At 61.4% G+C, this 19,634-nt stretch carries 16 protein-coding genes; 5 read left to right on the top strand and 11 right to left on the bottom strand.

Annotation, left to right across the window (positions count from 1 at the left end; genetic code table 11):
- Positions 1–47 precede the first annotated feature (47 nt).
- Complete coding sequence (locus H8S45_RS08605; RefSeq protein WP_054327503.1) at positions 48–770, top strand: M23 family metallopeptidase; 723 nt, start codon at positions 48–50, stop codon at positions 768–770.
- A gap of 38 nt (positions 771–808) precedes the next feature.
- On the opposite strand, the gene H8S45_RS08600 is transcribed toward H8S45_RS08605, so the two are convergent.
- The 6 genes from H8S45_RS08600 to H8S45_RS08575 all read right to left on the bottom strand — a co-directional run bounded on the left by H8S45_RS08600 (position 809) and on the right by H8S45_RS08575 (position 9,549).
- Positions 809–1,498 (bottom strand): hypothetical protein, encoded by a 690-nt coding sequence (locus H8S45_RS08600; RefSeq protein ID WP_147574182.1) that lies wholly within the window; start codon positions 1,496–1,498, stop codon positions 809–811.
- A 93-nt stretch (positions 1,499–1,591) separates the two neighbouring features.
- Positions 1,592–4,708 (bottom strand): efflux RND transporter permease subunit, encoded by a 3,117-nt coding sequence (locus tag H8S45_RS08595; RefSeq protein WP_186949946.1) that lies wholly within the window; start codon positions 4,706–4,708, stop codon positions 1,592–1,594.
- Positions 4,709–4,714: 6 nt separating this feature from the next.
- Entirely contained in the window at positions 4,715–5,941 is a 1,227-nt protein-coding gene (locus H8S45_RS08590; RefSeq protein ID WP_186949944.1) for an efflux RND transporter periplasmic adaptor subunit, read from the bottom strand.
- 38 nt (positions 5,942–5,979) lie between these two features.
- Positions 5,980–7,230 carry a TolC family protein gene (locus H8S45_RS08585; RefSeq protein ID WP_147574180.1) on the bottom strand — a complete coding sequence of 417 codons (1,251 nt, stop codon included), beginning with the start codon at positions 7,228–7,230 and terminating at the stop codon, positions 5,980–5,982.
- 16 nt (positions 7,231–7,246) lie between these two features.
- Positions 7,247–8,512, bottom strand: coding sequence for a TolC family protein (locus H8S45_RS08580; RefSeq protein ID WP_054327508.1), 1,266 nt, complete (start codon positions 8,510–8,512; stop codon positions 7,247–7,249).
- Positions 8,513–8,538: 26 nt separating this feature from the next.
- The gene (locus H8S45_RS08575) at positions 8,539–9,549 is read right to left on the bottom strand and encodes a LacI family DNA-binding transcriptional regulator (protein ID WP_054327509.1); all 1,011 of its coding nucleotides are present in this window, start codon (positions 9,547–9,549) and stop codon (positions 8,539–8,541) included.
- A 312-nt stretch (positions 9,550–9,861) separates the two neighbouring features.
- On the opposite strand from H8S45_RS08575, the gene H8S45_RS08570 reads away from it, so the two are divergent.
- Positions 9,862–10,977, top strand: coding sequence for a CobW family GTP-binding protein (locus H8S45_RS08570; protein ID WP_147574179.1), 1,116 nt, complete (start codon positions 9,862–9,864; stop codon positions 10,975–10,977).
- Between the two features lie 12 nt (positions 10,978–10,989).
- Positions 10,990–11,943 carry a TIGR03943 family putative permease subunit gene (locus H8S45_RS08565; RefSeq protein WP_054327510.1) on the top strand — a complete coding sequence of 318 codons (954 nt, stop codon included), beginning with the start codon at positions 10,990–10,992 and terminating at the stop codon, positions 11,941–11,943.
- A gap of 161 nt (positions 11,944–12,104) precedes the next feature.
- Here the strand turns inward: H8S45_RS08565 and H8S45_RS08560 are convergent, their stop codons facing one another.
- From H8S45_RS08560 to H8S45_RS08540, 5 genes are all read right to left on the bottom strand, one after another.
- The gene (locus H8S45_RS08560; protein WP_147574178.1) at positions 12,105–13,931 is read right to left on the bottom strand and encodes an LTA synthase family protein; all 1,827 of its coding nucleotides are present in this window, start codon (positions 13,929–13,931) and stop codon (positions 12,105–12,107) included.
- Between the two features lie 73 nt (positions 13,932–14,004).
- Complete coding sequence (locus H8S45_RS08555; protein WP_054327514.1) at positions 14,005–14,631, bottom strand: VanZ family protein; 627 nt, start codon at positions 14,629–14,631, stop codon at positions 14,005–14,007.
- A 139-nt stretch (positions 14,632–14,770) separates the two neighbouring features.
- On the bottom strand, positions 14,771–15,109 hold the full coding sequence (locus H8S45_RS08550; RefSeq protein ID WP_054327515.1) for a DUF1622 domain-containing protein: 339 nt from the start codon (positions 15,107–15,109) through the stop codon (positions 14,771–14,773).
- 32 nt (positions 15,110–15,141) lie between these two features.
- On the bottom strand, positions 15,142–16,512 hold the full coding sequence (locus H8S45_RS08545) for a TrpB-like pyridoxal phosphate-dependent enzyme (RefSeq protein ID WP_147574177.1): 1,371 nt from the start codon (positions 16,510–16,512) through the stop codon (positions 15,142–15,144).
- A 429-nt stretch (positions 16,513–16,941) separates the two neighbouring features.
- Positions 16,942–17,175 (bottom strand): hypothetical protein, encoded by a 234-nt coding sequence (locus H8S45_RS08540; RefSeq protein ID WP_054327516.1) that lies wholly within the window; start codon positions 17,173–17,175, stop codon positions 16,942–16,944.
- Between the two features lie 155 nt (positions 17,176–17,330).
- On the opposite strand from H8S45_RS08540, the gene H8S45_RS08535 reads away from it, so the two are divergent.
- Both H8S45_RS08535 and H8S45_RS08530 read left to right on the top strand, forming a co-directional pair.
- A complete protein-coding gene (locus tag H8S45_RS08535; RefSeq protein ID WP_054327517.1) occupies positions 17,331–18,302 on the top strand; it encodes a leucine-rich repeat protein in 972 nt (323 codons plus the stop codon).
- Between the two features lie 15 nt (positions 18,303–18,317).
- Positions 18,318–19,604, top strand: a complete 1,287-nt coding sequence (locus tag H8S45_RS08530; protein ID WP_107631063.1) for a vWA domain-containing protein — start codon at positions 18,318–18,320, stop codon at positions 19,602–19,604.
- Positions 19,605–19,634: the final 30 nt, after the last annotated feature.

Genomic DNA, 19,634 nt, shown 5'->3' with positions numbered 1-19,634 from the left:
TTTTTTTATCTCCACGGCCATACTTGGGTCAACGGAGGTAAAGGGATATGAAACAATATAATTCCAAACACACCGCTGCCCTTTCTACGCGCGGCTTTTACACCATCCTGACCGTGTGCGGCCTGATCATTGCCGTATCCGCATGGGTGCTCTGGTCGGACTCCACCGCACCGGAGCAGGCAGCCTCGGCGCCAAGCACGCCGATCATCTCTCCGACAGAAGCCCTCCCCGACCTGTCCGACGATACGCCGGTCATGTCGGAGGAAGCGCCTGCGGACGAGGCGACCGAGCCGGTGGACGCGCCGGCCGAACCGGAGCCGGCTCCGGCCGAGCCTGCAGTCACCGTGTCCGCGCCGGTCTATGTGCGGCCGACCTCGGGCGCCGTCATTACGCCGTTCTCTGGCGACGAGCTGCTGTTCCAGCCCACGTTCGGCGACTGGCGCGTCCATTCCGGCACGGACTTTGGCGCGGAGGCCGGCGAAACCGTGCTGGCCCTGACCGACGGCACCGTGCAGGAGGTCTTTGAGGACGGGCTGTACGGCACCTGCGTCACGCTTTCGCACGACGCGGATCTGATCACCACCTACCGCGGCCTGACCGACGTGCGCGTCGTTGACGGCCAAGCGGTCACGGCGGGCGAGGCGCTCGGCGCATGCGCGGAAAGCATCGACGCGGAAGCGGCGCTCGACCCCCACGTCCATGTGGAGGCGTCCCGCGCCGGCACGGCGATTGACGTACTCGAGCTGCTGGGAGAAAGCGGCACGGAATAACAGAAAAGCCGCGGGACGGTCGTCCCGCGGCTTTTCTGTTATTCCGTTACCGCAGGCTGGGCCGTGTAGTTGCCTGTCAGCCCGCCGCCCGCAACGGTCACGATATTCTCCGCAAGCAGGAAATTGATCTCCCCGTCCGCGGATTTGGCGGTCTCGCCCGTTATATCGGCGACGCCCTCGGTGCCGTCTGAAAAGCAGTAGGTCAGCCGGCCTTCCTCCTCCTGCACGATCTCCAGCCCGACCGAAGCAGGCCCCGCATAGGAGCCCGCCCAGCCGTATGTATGCACCGCCGCCGGATCATACAGCGGGAAAGTGGCGTAATCATCGAGCACACCGTCCCCCAGGTAATGGTACGTCTCTCCAGTTTCACGGTCGACCGCGAGCTTTCCGACCGACTCGCCCATCTCATCTCTGACCTCCACCACCAGGTATTCATGCGTCCGTCCGGCCTCGGCACCGACCGAAAGGGTTTCACCGGTCGCAGCGGCCATATAGCGCGCCGTATCAAACAGTTCACCCATCTGGCGAAGCACCTCTTCCTCGGACAGCGTCTCGCCGCTCACGGCGTCTCCGTCCAGCAGGCCGGCCTGCTCCGCCTGCTCCAGGGCCTGCATCTGGGGATTGACCTTACCGGCCTCCTCCGCCGCCGGCCCCACCGTATCAGTCTGTCCGGCGCAGCCGGACAGCACTAATACGCAAAGTGCGGTAACCGCGATCGATCGTTTCACCTTGCCCGCCTCCTTTTTCGCTGTTTCCATACGTTTTATTATGATACCGTATCCACGCGAAAAAAGCAATGGCCAGTTATCCGGCAAACGCGGTCATTCCTCGCCTTTTTTCCATTTCTTCCGCCAGCCATGCTCTTTTTTCGGCCGGTTCACCCATTTTTTGATCCGCTCAACCACGCTGTCCGTCAACGAATAGTATACCGGCGTGATGAACAGGGTCGCGACGGTGGAAATGACCATGCCGGTCATCATTACCACACCCATCGGCGCCATCATCTCCGAGCCTTCGCCGCCCGCAAACACCATCGGCACCAGGCCGAGGATCGTGGTCAGCGCGGTCATCAGCACCGGACGCACGCGGCGCGGGCAGGCGTTCAGGATCGCGGTGTTCTTATCCTCGCCGCGCTCCCGCCGCTGCAGGATATAGTCGACCAGCACGATCGAGGAGTTGACCACCGTACCGGCCAGGATAATAACCGCCAGGATCGCTACCATGGACACCTTGTTGCCCGTCGGCCACAGCAGCATCAGCGAACCGAGCAGGCCGATCGGCAGGATCAGCATGATCGCCACCGGCAGGGCGAACGAATTGAACTGGCTTGCCAGGATGAAATACACCAGCAGGATGGCGACCGCCAGCGCGGTCAACAGGGCTCCTGTCGTTTCCGCGATGCTGGAGGCCGATGTATCCCCGTCCTCAATCTGTACCCCTTCTGGGAACTGGTAGCCCGCTACGATCTCATTGACCTTTTGCATGATACCGACGCTGTCGCCCGATTCGCTTTCACCCGTGATCGTGACCGTTTCATCCTGATCGATACGGGTGATCGACTGCGGTGACAGCTCGGTGTAGACGTCCGCTACCATGGAGAGCGGCACCGTGCCGCCGGTCGCGGCCGGAAGCTGCAGCGACTTGAGCGCGTCGATATCCTGTGAGAGCGTCTCGTCGCCCGAAATGGTCACATCGTATTCCTCGCCGCCCATACGCAGCGTGGTCGCGGTCGAACCGGTCAACTCACCGCGCACCAGCGTGCCGATCGTGGCCGCGGTCAAGCCAAAGCGGGATGCGTTCTCGCGGTTGACCTTGACCGCCACACGCGGCACCTCGTCGCCGGAAGAGGACTCGACATTGATCGCGTCCGGCAGCGCGCTGATTTCCTGCACCAGGTCGTCAGCCACTTCCGCGAGCTGGTCATAATCCTTGCCGGAAAGCTGAACGCTGATATCCGAACCTTCGCCCATCGACGTGCTGCTGGCCGAGACAGTGATCTCGCAGCCCGCGATATCCGCCAGGTCGCGGCGAAGCTGGTTGGCGACCTCAGTGGATGAGCGGTCGCGATCCTCCAGATCGACCAGCGAAATCGTGACGCTCGAGCCGGACGCGCTCGACATGACCGAGGCCGAGCTGCCCGTGCTGTAGTATACCTGCTCCATTTCCGGTATGGTTTTTTCCGCGATCGCCACAATGCGGTCCTGAATCACCGCTGTCTCCTCCATCGTGGAGCCGCTCGGCATGCCGACCGATACGCTGATCGAGCCCTGATCCATCTCCGGAATCAACTCCATGCCGGCCATGCCCATGCTGAATACCGAAACGACGCAGATCACCACCGTAAGCAGGATGCCCACCGCGCGGCGGGTGATGAACAGCTTGAGTACTTTCTTATACATCCGTGCAAACGGGCGGTCGCCCATCAACTCTTCCCGCATGCCGGGCTTGCCACCGGCAATACGGTGTATGCCGCCGCGGTCGAGCAGGATATAGCACAGCAACGGCACCAGCGTCAGCGAAATAATCAGGGACGAAGAAAGCAGCGCCACAATCGTGATGCAGAATTCCTTGAACATCATGCCGGTCATGCCGCCCGACAGGCCGATGGGCAGGAATACGGCGACCGTCGTCAGGGTCGAGGCGGTGACCGAGGTCACGACCTCCTTTGTACCCTTGGTGCAGGATTCCCAGCGGTCGTACCCGTCCGTCCGGTAATGGAAGATGTTTTCCAGCACGACGATGGAGTTATCCACGATCATGCCGACGCCGAGCGCGATACCGCCCAGCGACATCATGTTCAGCGTGATATCCAGCGCGAACATAATCAGGAAGGTGAACAGGATGCAACACGGCATCGCCACGGAAATGGCGACCGTCGCGCCCAGGTCGCGCAGGAACAGCAGCAGCACGACCGCCGCGAACAGCACGCCCATCCAGATGTTTGACACGGTGTTATCCACCGTCATGTTAATGTAATCCGACTGGTCCATGACCAGGCTCCAGTCAAGCGCCTCGTAGTCCGCGGTGAGGATATCCAGCTCGCTTTTCGCTAGTTCGGCAATCTCCACCGTGTTCGAACCGGATTGCTTGTTGACCGACAGCAGCAGGCATTCCTTGCCGTCCACTTTTGCCAGCGCGTCCTGGTCCTTGGGCCGCATGGATACGTCCGCGATCTGGCGCAGGCGCACTGTGCCGCCCGTGGGAAGCGAAATCAGGGCGTTTTTCACATCGTCCACTGACTGATACTCGCCGTCCGTGCGCACGGACAGCGTCTGCGAGCCGCTGTCCAGCTCGCCGCCCGGCACGGCCATGTTGTCCGCGCCGATCTGCTGCGCGACCGAGGACACGGTCAGGTTAAAGCCCTTGAGACGGGCCGCATCGGTTTTGACCGCGACCTCATTCTCATAGCCGCCCATGACGTCCACCGACGCCACGCCCTCCAGGCGTTCGAGCGCCGGCTCCAGCTCATCCTCCGCGATCGACTGCAGCGTGGCCAGGTCGCTGCCCGTGAGTGCCACCATGATAACCGGCATGGAGTCGATGTCAATGGACATGACTGTCGGGTCGGAGGCATCCTCCGGCAGCTGGGATTTCACCATATCGACCTTGTCGCGCATATCGGTCAGCGTCTCATCCAGGTCGGTGCCGTAATCGAACTGCACAATGACCATGGACATGTTCTCCGCCGAGGTCGACGTCAGCGTATCCAGGCCCGCCAGACCCGCGCACGCGGACTCCAGCGGCTTTGTGACCTGCTGCTCGATATCCTCCGGACCCGCGCCCGCGTAGGTCGAATATACGATCGCCACCGGCAGCTCCATCTCAGGCATGAGCGCGAGCGGCAGCGATTGGAAGCAGTAAAAACCAAACACGACGATCAGGATGTACGTCAGTATGGTCATTACATTATGCTTGATACAGGTTTCCGCGATTTTCATAAGGAGTTAGCCCTCCCCATCCGCGGCGGCCGGCGCATCGTCCGGCCCTTCGGTCTCGTTCAGGACACTGTCCTCACCGGTCACGACGCGCACCATCCCGCCGTCCGACAGGTAAGACTGCCCTTTCACGACCACCACATCCCCCTCGGCCAGGCCGGAAAGGATCTCGGTATCCATTTTGCTGACCAAACCGGTCTCCACAGCAACGCGCGTCACGGTGTCCCCGCTGCCGAAGTCATCCACCACAAAAACATACTGCTCCTCATTCGCGCCGGTCAGGATCGCCTCGGTCGGCACGGAGAGTGTGTTTTCCCTGCGGTTGGTATAGAAAGTGACCGTCGCAAACGCGCCGATCGGCGGATTGACGTTGGACGGGAGCGTGATCGAGATATCATACAGACTGGTCTGTACATTGGCCGCCGCGGGCAGGGATGCAATCGTACCCCGCACCATATCGTCCGACAGGACCGAGATGACAACGCCCGCTTCGTCCCCCGCCTTGATGTTGGTGTACACATCCTCCGCGACCGAGGTCTGCACCTCGACCTTGCCGTCCTCCGCGATGACCACGCCCGGCTGAGCGGACGAGGCCATGCCACCGCGCACCAGGTTGACCGTGGTCACCGTGCCGCTGCAGGGCGCGGTAACCGTCCCCAGCTCGGCCTGCGAGGTGATCTGATCCAGCGAGGCCTGTATCTGGGCGAGCGAGGCCGCCTGCTGCGCCTGCGCCTGCGCAACCGCCGCCTGCGCCTGCACCAGCGCCTGCTTGGCATTGGTAACATCCTGCTCGGCGGCCGCGCCCGCCTCAAACAGCGCCTGCGTGTTATCCACCGTCCTCTGCGCCTGCTCCACGCCGATCTGCGCGGATTCGATCGCCCTGTCGGTCGCGGTCTTGGTAGCGCTGTAGGACTGCTGCAGCGCGCCCATCGTCGAGGTGACGGTAGTGGTATCCACGGTGAACAGGGTCTGTCCCTTGCTCACCTTATCCCCTTCCTTGACGGGGAGCGTCATCACCTGTCCCGCCAAAAGCGGGAACACCTGCACCTCATTGACCGCCGCGACCTTGCCGGTCACCGCGTATTCGGCGCTCATCTCGCCCGCCTGTACCTCCATCACCTCGACGGCAGTACCGGCCGGCGCCGCCTCCTCTTCCACCGTTTCCTCCTTGCCGCAGCCCGCGCTGAACAGCATCGCGCCCGCGAGCACCGCGGCAAAAATACGTTTACGTCTCATTTGGTCCTCCATTGTGGTCTGATTTTCCGGCTGTTCTGTCAGGCTGCGCTGTCCATCACGCCGCGCTTCGCCCACTCGTATGTATTATACGAGGTGAACAAATTGATCTCGGCCTCAGCCGCCGCCTCCTTCGCCGCCTCCAGGGTATCCTGCGCGTCCGCAAAGGCCATCTGCGAGATCATGCCGCGCTGGTACTGGACCTGCTGCACGGCAAACGTTTTTTCCGCCTGCTCCAGATCGGCGCTGGCCGCGCGCAGCGCGTCCCCTTTCTCCTGCACATCCTTGTACAGCTTGCGGAACGACGCGGTCACGTTCTCTTTCTCCGCGTCCAGCGCGATCTTGGCCGCCTCATATGCGTACAGGTTGTTGGTCACGTTGTCCTCATAGTCATCCGAAGCCTTATCCGCCGCGTCCTGCTTGGCCCAGATCGAATAGCTGTTCTTCACCGCTTCTTTCAGGTCGGTCTCATAGTCCATGGCGTCGAGCTGCTCCTGCGTCACGGCCGGCAGCGCCGCAGTCCTGAGCACAGTACCCGTATGGTAGCCACACTGGATGGCCAGGGTGTTGCTCAGGCTCTCATACTGGGTGTTCAGGGTGGTCCGGCTGGCCAGCAAGGTCTCCCGCTGGCTCTGCAGGCTCTTGAGTTCGTTCGATCCCGCCATGCCAAGCGATACCTGCTTCTCCATGGCCGCGATATTGCGGTCAAGCTGGGCCAAGCTGCGTTCGGTCTCGTTCAGGGAATACTGCAGGGCTTCCAGCGAGATATAATTATTTTCCGCATCCATGCAGATCTGATCCGCGGCGTTCTGCATCTCACGCCTTGTGCTGACCACGGTTTTCTGCTGATCCTCTTTGGCGTCGTCCTCCTTATCGTCTAGGTCGTTGTACGAGCCGTAGGCTGCCTGCAGGCTTCTTTCCAATGTATTGAGCTGGGCCTGCAGCGTGCTTTTGAGCGCCGCCTGGTCTTCGTCCAGGTCATTGATCGCTTCTTCGAGATCTGCAATCTGCTGCCTGTATGAGGAGATCTGGTTGACGATTGTTATGTAATCCATATCATAATCGACGCTCACATCGGCTTCTTCCTCGCTCTTGACCGTATTGTCATACGACTTGATGGACACGTTGTTTTCTCGCACGGTCTGCTCCAACGTGTCAAAGGTCAGGCTGACCGGCGCGCTTTCCTCCGCTTCCGCAGCCTGCTCCCCGCTTCCGGCATCCGCCGCATACGCGGGCGCGCACATGCTGCACAGGAGCAGCGCGGAAAGCCCGGCGGCAATATATCTTTTCATCCTGTTCTCCTTTCTCTCACGCGATGGCAGTGGTCAGCCCGCGCTTCGCCCATTCATACTGATTAAAAGCGGACACCAGACCAAGCTCCGCGGTCTGCACATCCAGCTTTGCGTTTTCCAGCGTATCCTGCGCCTGCAGATAGTCCAGACGGGAAAGCATGCCGCGCTCATACTGCAGTTGGCTGGTTTTGAAATCCAGCTCCGCCTGCTGTTCGGCGGCCTGCGCGGCCTGCAGGGTGCCGCGGCAGTCCTGCACCGACTGGAACATGCTGGCGAAGGCCGCTTCCACGCTTTCCTGCTCGATGGCCAGCGCTTCGCGCGCGGACTGCACGGCATACACGCTGCTGTCATAGCTGTCGTCATACACGTTCTGCGCCTGCCGCAGCGTATTGCGCTTCTGCCAGATGGAAAAGCTGTTCTTCAGCGTTTCTTCCAAATCCGCTTCGTAGGACATCGCTTTCAGATCCTTTTCCGTCACCGCCGCGAAAGCCGCCGGCATCACCAGCGTTCCGGCGTCATAGCCACACATCAGCGCAAGGCTGCTTGCCAGGTTGTTGCACTGTGTCTGTAGGTTTGTGATGCCAAGCGCAAGGTTATCCCGCTGATTGCGCACGGTATCCATCTGGTACTGGCTGACCAGTCCAAGGGAAAGCTGCGTTTCCATTACATCCAGGCTGCGGTCAAGCGAGGCAAGCTGCCGTTCGAGCTTCTGCTGCGAATACTGCAGGTTTTGAATGGAGATCAACAGCGTCTGCGCGGCCATTGTAAGCTGGTCGGCCACGTTATCCGCCTGCTTCCTGAGCTGGTATACCGCATCCTCGATCTGCATGACCGCCGCCGCGCCCTGAACCGGCAGGCTGTCCGCGCTTTGCTGCAGGCTGTCCCGCTGGTTTTCCAGCAGCTTTTTCTGCGCCTCGTAGGTCTTATACAGGTCGCTCTCCTTATCAGCTATCTGCTCCATCGCCTCTTCCATTTTGCCGATCATCTCCTGGTACTGCTTGATCTGCAGTTCCAGCGCGCCGCCCTGTGCCTCAAACTGCTCGGACAGGCTCGAGCCGGTATCCATACCGGCCGCGGTCTTCCGCAGCGACTGCACGCTCGCGTTGTTTTCCGATACCGCGCGCTCGACCGCCCGCAGTCCCATCTGCTTGACGGTAAGCGTTTCCGGCGGCGCCTCCTCCTGAACGGCGACGCTCCCACCGCCGTTCACGGCGCCGGCCGGCGCGACCGTTGCCATACACAGCGCGCCGGCCAGCAGCGCGCCGATTACTCTTCGATTCATGGTCTTTCCGTTTGTCTCCTCTCCTGTCACAGCAGCTCGCGTGTGATAATGCGTATGTCCATATATTCTTCTGTTTGACGCGGCGACTCCCCCGTCCGCAGCGCCCGCACCAGTATCTCGACCGCGCGCGCGGCCTGCAAAAGCGGGTTCTGGTCTATTGCGAAGTCCAGCCGCCCCCGCTCCAGATATTGCTGCACGGCCGCGGTCATCCCATGGCACACGGTCCGTATCGTGCCTGCCCGACGCAAATAGGCGGGGTCCTCCAGACATATCCCCGCCAGTTCGCTGGGCATATAAATGGCGCGGACATGCGGATGCCGCTGCAGCAGCCCTTCGCACGAGCGGTCGTATGCGCCCTCGCTTTCCACCAGCTCAACGTGAAACCGCCCGTCGGCCAGCTCGCGCATCCGTTCCAGAAAGCCCCGCATGCGCGCCTCCCGTCCGGCGAATTCCCGCTGATCGGACAGCGCGAGCACCGTGCCACCGGCGACGAACGGGGCGATCAGCCCTGCCGCGACGCGGCCGGACTTTTCCATATCCGCGCCGACATAGCACAGCCGCCCGCTGCGCCGTACATCCGCGCAGCAGGCGACCACCGGCACACCATGCCCTGCTAGGCGGTCGATCTCCTCTGCCATGGCGACCGTATCGGGCGCCGCCACGATCAGGCCGCCGACGCCTTTTTCCTCCATCCGGCCGATCGCTTCAAAATACGAGCGGTGCGACCGGCTTTTCAGCTCTTCCACCCAAAGGTTCACATCGGCAGCGCCGCACTGCCGCACCGCCAGCCGAAGCCCTTCGCGCATTTTCCGGATCAGCAGCGTATCAAGGCACGGCAGCAGCACGCCGATACGGCAGTCTCCCTCCGCGCGCAGCGCATGCCGCTGTGCCGGCGTGGTGTACCCATATTCCCGAATGACTTTCTGCACCCGTTCGCGCACCGCCGGCGCGACGTTCGGCCGACCGTTGACCACTCGGTCGACCGTGCCGCGCGACACGCCGCACTGCTCCGCGATCCACTGTGCAGTTATTTTCATAGCGGATTCCCTCTCTTTTGTGACCATGACCATCTTTTTCACAAGATGAATTCATTTTAGCACAGGCAAACTGCCCATACAAGCGCTTTTCCCCATTTTAGACATCTGTCTTCGATGTGTTGTATTCTCATTGTGCATTTTATTTTTGCACAGTTTTATCGTTTTTTTGCACAGTATTCTCTGGCTTTTCCACGGTGAAATCATGCTTTTTGCACTTTGATTAGCAAAAGCTAACTCTAAAACTTTTCTTTTTTGCTAAAACGTGGTATACTAGGTTCATCCTATAAATTTTACATTGGTGAGGCGAAAGCTATGACAAAAATTGATATCGTTTCCGGCTTCCTCGGCGCGGGGAAGACCACGCTCATCAAGCGCCTGCTGGCGGACGCCCTGCAGGGCGAGCAGGTCGTGCTGATTGAAAACGAGTTCGGGGAGATCGGCATCGACGGGGGATTCCTCAAGGAAGCCGGCATCGTGGTGAACGAAATGAACGCCGGCTGCATTTGCTGCTCGCTCGTCGGCGACTTCGGCAAAGCGCTGCATGAGGTGGTCGACCAGTACCATCCGGACCGCATCCTGATCGAGCCTTCGGGCGTCGGCAAGCTGTCTGATGTAATCGCCGCCGTGCAGAACGCGCATCTGGATGTGACGCTCAACTCGTTCGTCACGGTTGTCGACGCGCTCAAGGCGAAAATGTACCTGAAAAACTTCGGCGAATTTTTTGAAAACCAGGTCGCGCATGCCGGCGCGATCCTGCTTTCCCGCACGGCGGCGTGTACGGCGCGGCGTCTGGACGAAACCGTTGCCCTGCTGCGCGGCCTGAACGAGCACGCCCGTATCGTCACCACGCCGTGGAAAGAGCTGACCGGCGCACAGCTTCTCGCAACTATGGAGGGCAGCCGCGACCTGGTGCAGGAGGTGCTCGACGAGATCGCACGCGAACCGCATCATGCGCATCACCACCACGAGCATGCACACGAACACCATCATGACCACGAACACGAGCATGACCACGAACACGAGCATGACCATGAACACCACCACGAACATGGTCCGGACTGCACCTGCGGCTGCCACGACCATGAGCACGGTCACGCGCATCATCACCACGAGCACGACCACTGCAGCTGCGGCCACGACCACGACGCGGACGAGGTGTTCACCTCCTGGGGTGTGGAGACCCCGCATCTGTACACAGAGGAGGACCTGCAGAATGCGCTGACCGGCCTGGGCGACCTGTCGCTCGGCACCGTGCTGCGCGCCAAGGGCATCGTACCCGCGGCCGACGGCGGCCAGTGGCTGCATTTTGATTATGTTCCGGGCGCGCCCGATATCCGCCGCGGCGCCGCCGACTATACCGGCCGCCTGTGTGTGATCGGCGCCGAGCTGGACGAGGAGCGCATTGCTTCCCTGTTCGGCCTTGCCTGAGGAGGAAGCCTTATGCCCAAAAAGGACCCGATACCGGTTTATATATTTACCGGCTTTCTGGAAAGTGGCAAAACCCGTTTTATCAAAGAGATTCTCGCCGACCCCGGCTTCACGGAGAACGAGCGCACCGCGCTCCTACTCTGTGAGGAGGGCATCGAGGAGTATGACGAGCAGGAGCTGCTGCGCTATGGCACAGCGCTCGTCCCCATCGAATCGGCCAGCCGGCTGACGCCCAATATCCTCAAGCGCGTCGAGCAGAAATACGACCCCGACCGCATCCTGATCGAATACAACGGTATGTGGAAGCTGGACGACCTGACCTCCGTTTTCCCCGCCCGCTGGGAGCTGTACCAGATCGTCACAACGGTGGACGCTTCCACCTTTGCGCTGTACTCGGCGAATATGGGGCCGATGATGTTCGAGCATATCACCACCGCCGACCTAGTGGTGTTCAACCGCTGCACCGATGCGCTCAAGGAGATGCTCTATCAGAAGAACATCCGCGCCATGAACCCGCGTGCGACCATCTATCTGGACGACGTGGACGGAAACAGCGAGGACTACGCCCGCAACATGCCCCTGCCGTTCGATCTCAACGCGGATATCATCGATATCGGGGATGAGGATTACGGCCTGTGGTATATCGACGCCACCGGCGATCCCAGCAAGTACGACGGCAAGACCATCCGCTTCCGCGCGCAGGTGTATGTCGGCGGCAATGTGCCGTCCGGATCGTTTGTCCCCGGCCGGTTCGGCATGGTCTGCTGCGCGGACGACGTCACGTTCCTCGGCTTCCTGTGCCGCTATCCCAACGCAAAGGACCTCAAGCTGCGCGACTGGGTGCGCGTAACCGCCTCGGTCACGGTCGAAGCCCTGCCCCAGTACCGCGGCGAAGGCCCTGTGCTGCATGCGGTCGAGGTCGTCCCCGCCGACAGGCCGGCGGAGGAGCTGGTGTATTTCAACTGACCGCTGTCACAAAACCAAAGGCTTCCCTTTTGGGGTAGCCTTTCATCTTTGCGGCGGCGCGTGCCTGTTTCCCCAGTACTGGACGACAGTCTGCCGGCTCATTCCGCTCTACAGTCTCTTAAAAACACGAACCGGCTTCCCTTGTGGGAAGCCGGTTCGTTTTATATCTCTCTATAATAATCCGTGTCAAGGATCGCGTCGTTGACCTCCTGGAAACGGCGTGCGTACGCGTTCATCTCCGCGACCTCCTCTTCGGCCATCCCGTCGTTCCACACGACCTTTCCATTTTGGACATAGGCGGCGTCGGTCAGCCAGGTGCCGTCAGGAAAAATGGCGCAGCCTGCGTATGACGGGTCAAAGGCATCCCGCCCCAGGGTACGGGGCGCAGGCAGACCGAACAGGTTCGCCAGCGTCGGCAGCAGGTCAACGGTCTGCATCGTCTTGTCCACCGTGCGCGGCGTGCAGCCCTCATACCAGATAAAGCATGGCGTGCGCTCCAGCAGGCGGCCGCCTGCGGCCGCGGAATATTCCTCCAGCACCGCGCGGTCGGTCAGACCGTAGGCATAATGGTCGTCGTACACGCAGAGCACTGTGTTTTCCAGCAGCCCGTCCTCCGCAAGCCGCTCGAGCAGGCGCGCAAACATATCGTCGGTCAGGCGCGCCTTGGCAAACAGGCCGTTTATTTCATACGGTCGGCTGTCATCCGCATATTCCGGATACTGTTCGAGCGCGTAGGTAGTCAGCGCGTCGATCTCGTCATAGCCAAGGTGGCCGCTGTAAGTGATCAAAAAGTCCAGAAACGGTTCCGTGTCGATCATACGCGCATACAGCTCGTCGCAGTCCACCAGAAAGCGATCCACCCCAACCTCCAGCTCGCCGGACGCATAGTGCAGCGCGGAATGGTACTGCTCATAGCCGAACGCCTGGTGCATCGCGCCGCGGTTGTAAAACTTGGCCTCGCTCTTATGAAAGGAGTTTGCGGTATAGCCGGCGTCCCCAAACAGGCTGCCCGCCGCATCGGGAAACGCGCTGCGGCTGAGCGAATAGGCGACGTTTCCGTTAGCATAGGGATAGAGTCCGGTCTGCGCGGCAAATTCCGTATTAAAGGTATAGCCGTTGGAATACTGAGGGGTATAGAACTCGGAAAAACAGATCCCCTCACGCTGCAGGCGCGCGAGCGTAGGCGTATTCTGTTCGTTCAGGACGAAATCGTCAATGCTTTCCAGCTGCACCAGGATCAGGTTTTTGCCCGCGAGCAGGCCGGTCATCTCGTTTTCCTGATGGGCGGGCCGCTCCGCGAAAAACGCGTCCACCCGCGCCCGCTTTTCCGCCCCGTCCGGATCGGGCGCGACCGACAGCCATGCGTCGTGCAGCACAAACTGGTACGGTCCAGTCAACGCCAGGTCGTAAACGGGCGAAGAAAAGCGTTCGTATTCATACCCACTCGATTCCCATGCATCCCAGTCCAGCGTTTCCGGCACCGGCGCGTACAGGCGCGGCGCGAATCCCTGCGCCAGAAGGAACGCCGCCAGCAGTGGGAGAGCCTGCCGCCGTTCCTTCCCCGCGGGCAGCGACCAGACGCCCAGCACGCCCCACAGCAGCAAAAGCATCGCAACCGCTGCGAGCCGCCCGTCGATGATCTGGCGGGCATAGCCGGCAAAATCCAGCCCCTCCCCCGCGAACAGGAAATCCGAGAGGAATAAAACGCGGTCGAGGATGCGCCATACGGCATACTGCACCACGGCATAGACCGCCCACACCGCGTAAATCAGCCCGTAAAGCAGGCGTCCCCAGCGGCGCGGGGGCAGCAGCGCCAAAGCAGTGAACAGCGCGCCGAAGCCAAGGGAGAACAGGTTGGGCGCGGCTGCGTACAGCGGATACCACGCCGCGCCGCCCGTTGCCGCGCGCAGCGTCAGATCGAGCAGCCAAAACGGCAGGGCCGCCAGTAGAATATGCAGCAACAGCCGTTTCCGTTCCCGCGTCTCCATGTATACCGTCCTCCTGTCTCATAAAAGACAGTATACGGTATATTCCGCCGGAACGCAACCGGCTTTTGTGTTTTCATCCGGCAAAGCCGTACAGCAGCCCCGCCGCCCACAGCTCATGAAACAGCAGGAAGCGCCCGGCGAACAGCGCCACGATGTACAGCGCGGGCGTCGGTTCGCAAACCTCTCCCCGCTTTCTCCCACAGCGCTGCCCCGCCCATGCCAGCGCCCGATACAGCAGCAGCCCCAGCGCCGCGCCCAGCGTGTTCATCAGCAGGTCGTCCACATCCGTCCGGCGGTTGTTAAGTAGCTGGCTGAGCTCGATCAGCAGGGAAAAGGCAAACCCGCCCGCGGCCACGCGTCCCAGCCTGTCCAGCGCGGGCCAGAGCAGGGGCAGCAGCAGGCCGAACGGCAGGAACAGCACGACATTCAGCGCATAGCCCATCGGATCAGCTTCCCGTGAAAACGGCAGCAGGTTGACCTGACCGGCGTTCCACTCCAGCCCGCGCTGGAGCGCGTCGTACATCGTTCCCGCGCCGGTCACATGGAACACCCCAAACAGGTATATGGCAAACAGCAGGAGCAGCAAAGGCGGCGCAGCCCGTCCAGTTTTCCCGCCTCGCCGGTACAGCGCCGCGCACAGTACAAGGCCGGGCAGCAAAACCGCTGCCGCTTCATAGGCCAGAAGCAAAAGGTTCCGCATCCGTATCCCTCCTTTATCTCAGGATACCAGACAAATATTAAGAAAAACCGAGGGAATTTCTTAATATTTTCGCTCGCCCCGTTTAGCACACCACGAAAACGGAAAAAGCAGGCCGCGCCGATCGCGCGGCGCGGCCTGCTCAGGGCTCCTCGGGCGGATGCCCGGCGGTCCTCTCTTCATTTGTGATCTCCCAGTGGATCAGGAACGTGAGCGCCGCGCGCAGGAGGATGATCGCGCCAACGAGTACGATCTCCCGAAGCTCCCGCACGACCACGGTTCGCAGGATCTCGCTGCCCAGCTTGAATTCAAGCCCCATCGCCAGGCCTTTGGCCAGCTTAAGGCGCGTTTCCGGATCGCGCCGGACATAACACACCGCGCCCCGCACGCCGGACGCGACGATCACGCCCACGCCCACATATTCAAACAGCAGTATCGCCCACGACACGATGGTATCCAGCACCTGATCTGCCCACGGCAAGCAGACGCACGCCCTTTCCGGTTGTTATGTAGCTATTCCGGCTGGCCGGGCAGGGTGTCGAAGCCGGTCTGCAGTTCCTCGTCTGTCGGCACATGGTTGCGCATCGTGCCGTTATGATATGCCTCGTAAGCCGACATATCAAAGTAGCCCGTGCCGGTCAGGCCGAACAGGATGGTCTTGGCCTCGCCGGTCTCTTTGCACTTAAGCGCCTCGTCGATCGCACAGCGGATCGCATGGCTGGACTCGGGCGCAGGCAGGATGGTCTCGACCTTGGCAAACTGCACCGCCGCGTCAAACACATCGGTCTGCTTGACCGAGGTTGCCTCCATGTAGCCGTCATGGTACAGCTTGGAAAGGATGGGGCTCATGCCGTGGTAGCGCAGGCCGCCCGCGTGGTTGGAGGCGGGCATGAAGCCGTTGCCCAGCGTATACATGCGCGCCAGCGGGGTGACGTGGCCGGTGTCGCAGAAATCATACGCGTATTTGCCGCGTGTGAACGACGGGCAGGAGGCAGGCTCGACCGCGATGATACGCGGGTCGGCCTTGCCGGTCAGCTTATCCCGCATGAACGGCGCGATCAGGCCGCCAAGATTGGAGCCGCCGCCCGCGCAGCCGATGACGATGTCCGGATATTCGTCCAGCAGTTCCATGGCCTGCCTGCTTTCCAGGCCGATGATGGACTGGTGCAGCAACACCTGGTTGAGCACCGAGCCGAGCACATAGCGGTAACCCTCCTGCGTCGTCGCCATTTCGACCGCCTCGGAGATCGCGCAGCCGAGCGAGCCGCCGGTGTTCGGGTCGTGGGCGAGGATGGCGCGGCCCGCCTCGGTGGTGTTCGAGGGGGAGGGCGTCACATCCGCGCCGAAGGTCTGCATGACCGCCTTGCGGTACGGCTTCTGCTCATAGGACACCTTGACCATGAACACCTTGAGGTCCAGCCCAAAGTACGCGCACGCCTCGGAGAGCGCGGTACCCCACTGGCCCGCGCCGGTTTCGGTCGTCAGGCCCTTTAGCCCCTGCTCCTTGGCGTAATACGCCTGCGCAATGGCCGAGTTGAGCTTGTGCGAGCCCGAGGTGTTGTTGCCCTCGAACTTGTAGTAGATCTTCGCGGGCGTGCCGAGCGCCTTTTCCAGGTTATACGCGCGGCACAGCGGGGATGGGCGGTACAGCTTATACATATCGAGGATCGGCTCCGGAATATCGATATAGCGCGTTTTCCCGTCCAGCTCCTGATGGGCGAGCTTTTCGCAGAAAATCGGGTACAGCGCCTCCTCCGGAAGCGGCTGGTGCGTGCCGGGATGGAGCAGCGGATCAGGCTGTTCTTTCATATCGGCGCGCAGGTTGTACCACTGCTTCGGCATCTGGTCTTCGGTCAAATACAGTCTGTGCGGAATCTTAGCCATGGTAGGTTCTCTCCTTTTTCTATGTTTTATGAATGAATGGACAAAATAAAAAAGCCCCTGTCCCAAATCCATGGGACAGGGGCTTGTAAACAAACCCTTGCGGTGCCACCCAAGTTGACGCGCCGACGCGCCCGCTCGCTTCCGCGCATCCGACAATGCACGCTCCCCTGATAACGGGCGGAGTCCCCGTCGCAGTTACTCGGGCGGAACGCCCTTTCGCCTTGCCCTGGTGAAGTCCATTCACAAGGCCCTTGCCTGCCGCGATCCCACCGCCCGCGGCTCTCTTGGAGGTTCGGTCTCCCTGCTACTCGTCTTCGTCATTGGTTTGTTCAGTATGGTCACAGTATATTCTTACTTCCCCGCTTTGTCAAGCGCATTTTGAGAATTTTTATAAATTATTACAATGATATTTTATTATCATAATATCACCTATTCCTTTTCCCCGTCCTCCCGAACGCCTGTCAATTGATCCAGCCGCCGTTCCAGCTCATCGATCCGGCAGAGCAGGCGAAATGCAGCATAGAACAGCAGCGTGACCAGAAAAGCGCCGAAAAGCAGAAGAGACCAAAAACCCCCTTTCACACCCGAAAGGACGGTTGCCGCAATCAGAAGCACTATAACGCATAAGAAATACATAATCAAAAAATCTTTAATCCCTTTCATCCTCCGCACCTCCTTGCTTTTCTATTGTAACCGGTGCGCCGGAACACGGTCAAGCGGCAAAACACACAAATCCACGGCACATTTATTGCCGCGCCGCCGCGGCTGTGTTATAATCAAAAACGAACATCAAACCGGAATGGAGGGAGGTGTACGCCATGTACACGGTCGAGGGCGAAAACGAGCTGCTTCTGACCTGCAGGGAAATACCGGACGGCGTTGCCATCCTGCGCTGCGAGACGCGCGACGACAGCGTGCGCCTGCCGGACGAGATCGGCGGCGCACCAGTGGTCTCGCTCGGGAATTACGCGCTCAGCGAACGCGCGCCGGACCTGCGTGGGCAGGACGTTTTTCCCGTCCGCGTGACCTGCGGCGGGCCGGAGCCGAAGCACGACGCAAACGCCGTCCGTTCGGTCGCGCTGCCGCAGCCGCTTCAAAGCGTGGGCAGCTATGCGTTTTACAACTGCCGCCGGCTGAAAACGCTTACACTGTCCAGCGCGGTGACCGATTTCGGCGGCGGCGCGCTGATGAACTGCCGTGCGCTGCGCGAGGTGCGGCTGTATGCCGACCCCTCCTCCCCCACCTGCCTGTACAAGCTGCTCGGCGAGTACGCGGGTGAGCTGGATGTGCGTTTTTTCTGGAACGGGACAGTGTACTACCTGCTCTTCCCCGCCTATTCCGAGGACCTGGAAGCGCTCACGCCCGCGCATATCTTCCAGCGGCGCATCCACGGCGCGGGCTACGGCTACCGCCAATGCTTTGACGGCGGCGCGCTCAGCACGCACCAGTACGACCGCGCGTTGTCCGGCCTGCTCGAACGGCACGATTTCCTTGTCGCAGCCCGCGTCACCATACGGCGGCTGGCAACGCCGTTCGGCCTGTCGGACGCCGCCCGCGCCACCTGTCTGGACTGCCTGCGCGCCCACGGCGGCACGCTCGCCCGCCGCTGCGCCGCCGCGGGCGAAAGCGCGGCGCTCACCTTCCTGCTGTCGCTCGGTGTGCTGTCTCCAGCTGAAATCGACGCCGCGTGCGATACCGCCCGCGAAAAGGAGCAGACCGCCGCGCTGTCCGTGCTGCTCGCCGCCGGACAATCATCCCCCAAGGGGCGCGCAAAAACGTTTGACTTATAAAAGAGGGGGTTATGTATGGCACAAAGTGAACGCTGGCAAAAAATCGGGCGGGAAATTCTGTTTTCCGCCCGCACCGAGCTGTATATGAGCCTGCCCTTTCTGGATACGGCGCTGGCCGCGCTGACCGTCTCGGACGGGTACGATACTGCGACGCTCGCAACGGATTCCCGCGCGCTGTATTACAGCGGCCCGTGGCTCGCCCAGCAGTACGAGCGCTCGCGCGCAAATGTGTGCCGCGCATACCTGCACACGGTGTTCCACTGTCTGCTGCGGCATCCCGCCAAGGCGCGCGGCCGCGACCGAGCGCTGTGGGATCTTGCCTGCGACGTAGCGGTTGAAAGCATGCTGGACGCGCTCGACTACCGCTGCCTGCAGGCGGACAAGCCCTCCGTGCGCCGGCAGCACCTGTACCGGCAGCTTCGCGAAAGCATGCCAGTGCTGACTGCCGAGGCGGTTTACCGTCAATTCCGGCGCGAACGGGCGGGGCTTTATGACTGCGCGGCGCTGTCCCGCGTATTCCATGTGGACGACCACGCGCTCTGGCCGGAGGAAAGCGACGACGAGCAGGAGCGTCAGTGGCAGCGCGCCGCCGAGCAGACCCAGACCGCGATGGAAACCGTATTCTCCAACCAGGCGGCCGGCGGCGAGGCCGTGCGCGAGCAGCTCGCGGTCTCCGCGCGCGGGACCGCGGACTACCGTTCGTTCCTGCGCCGTTTTGCCGCGCTGCGCGAGGAGGTTGCGGTGGACGCGGACTCGTTCGATTACGGCTACTACGCCTACGGCCTTCGGCACTTCGGCAACATGCCGCTGATCGAGCCGCTCGAAACGCGCGAGGTACGCCGGATCGAGGATTTCGTCATCGCGATCGATACCTCCATGTCCACCTCGGGCGAGCTGGTGCGCGGCTTTTTATCGCACACCTACGCACTGCTGCGGGAAAACGAGAGCTTTTTCCGACGCTTCAACCTGCGCATCCTGCAGTGCGACGACCAACTCCGCGCGGACAGGCGCATCACCTGCGAGCGCGAGCTGCGGGAGTATATGGAGCATTTTGAGCTGATCGGCCAGTCCGCCACCGATTTCCGGCCGGTATTCGCGCATGTGGACCGGCTGGTCAGCGAGGGCGCGTTCCATCACCTGCGCGGCCTGCTCTATTTCACCGACGGACTGGGCATCTATCCGAAAAAACGCCCCCGATACGACGCGGCGTTCGTCATGCTGGAGGGCGAGGCCTATCCCGACAACGTCCCGCCGTGGGGCATCCGGCTGATCCTGCGGGAAAGCGAACTCTCCGCCGGATAACGGCGGCCCGCCCGTCCCCTTACACCAACG

It is taken from the genome of Agathobaculum faecis, from assembly GCF_014287995.1.
Lineage (GTDB): Bacteria > Bacillota > Clostridia > Oscillospirales > Butyricicoccaceae > Agathobaculum > Agathobaculum ammoniilyticum.
This window is presented reverse-complemented; position numbering and strand designations above follow the sequence as displayed.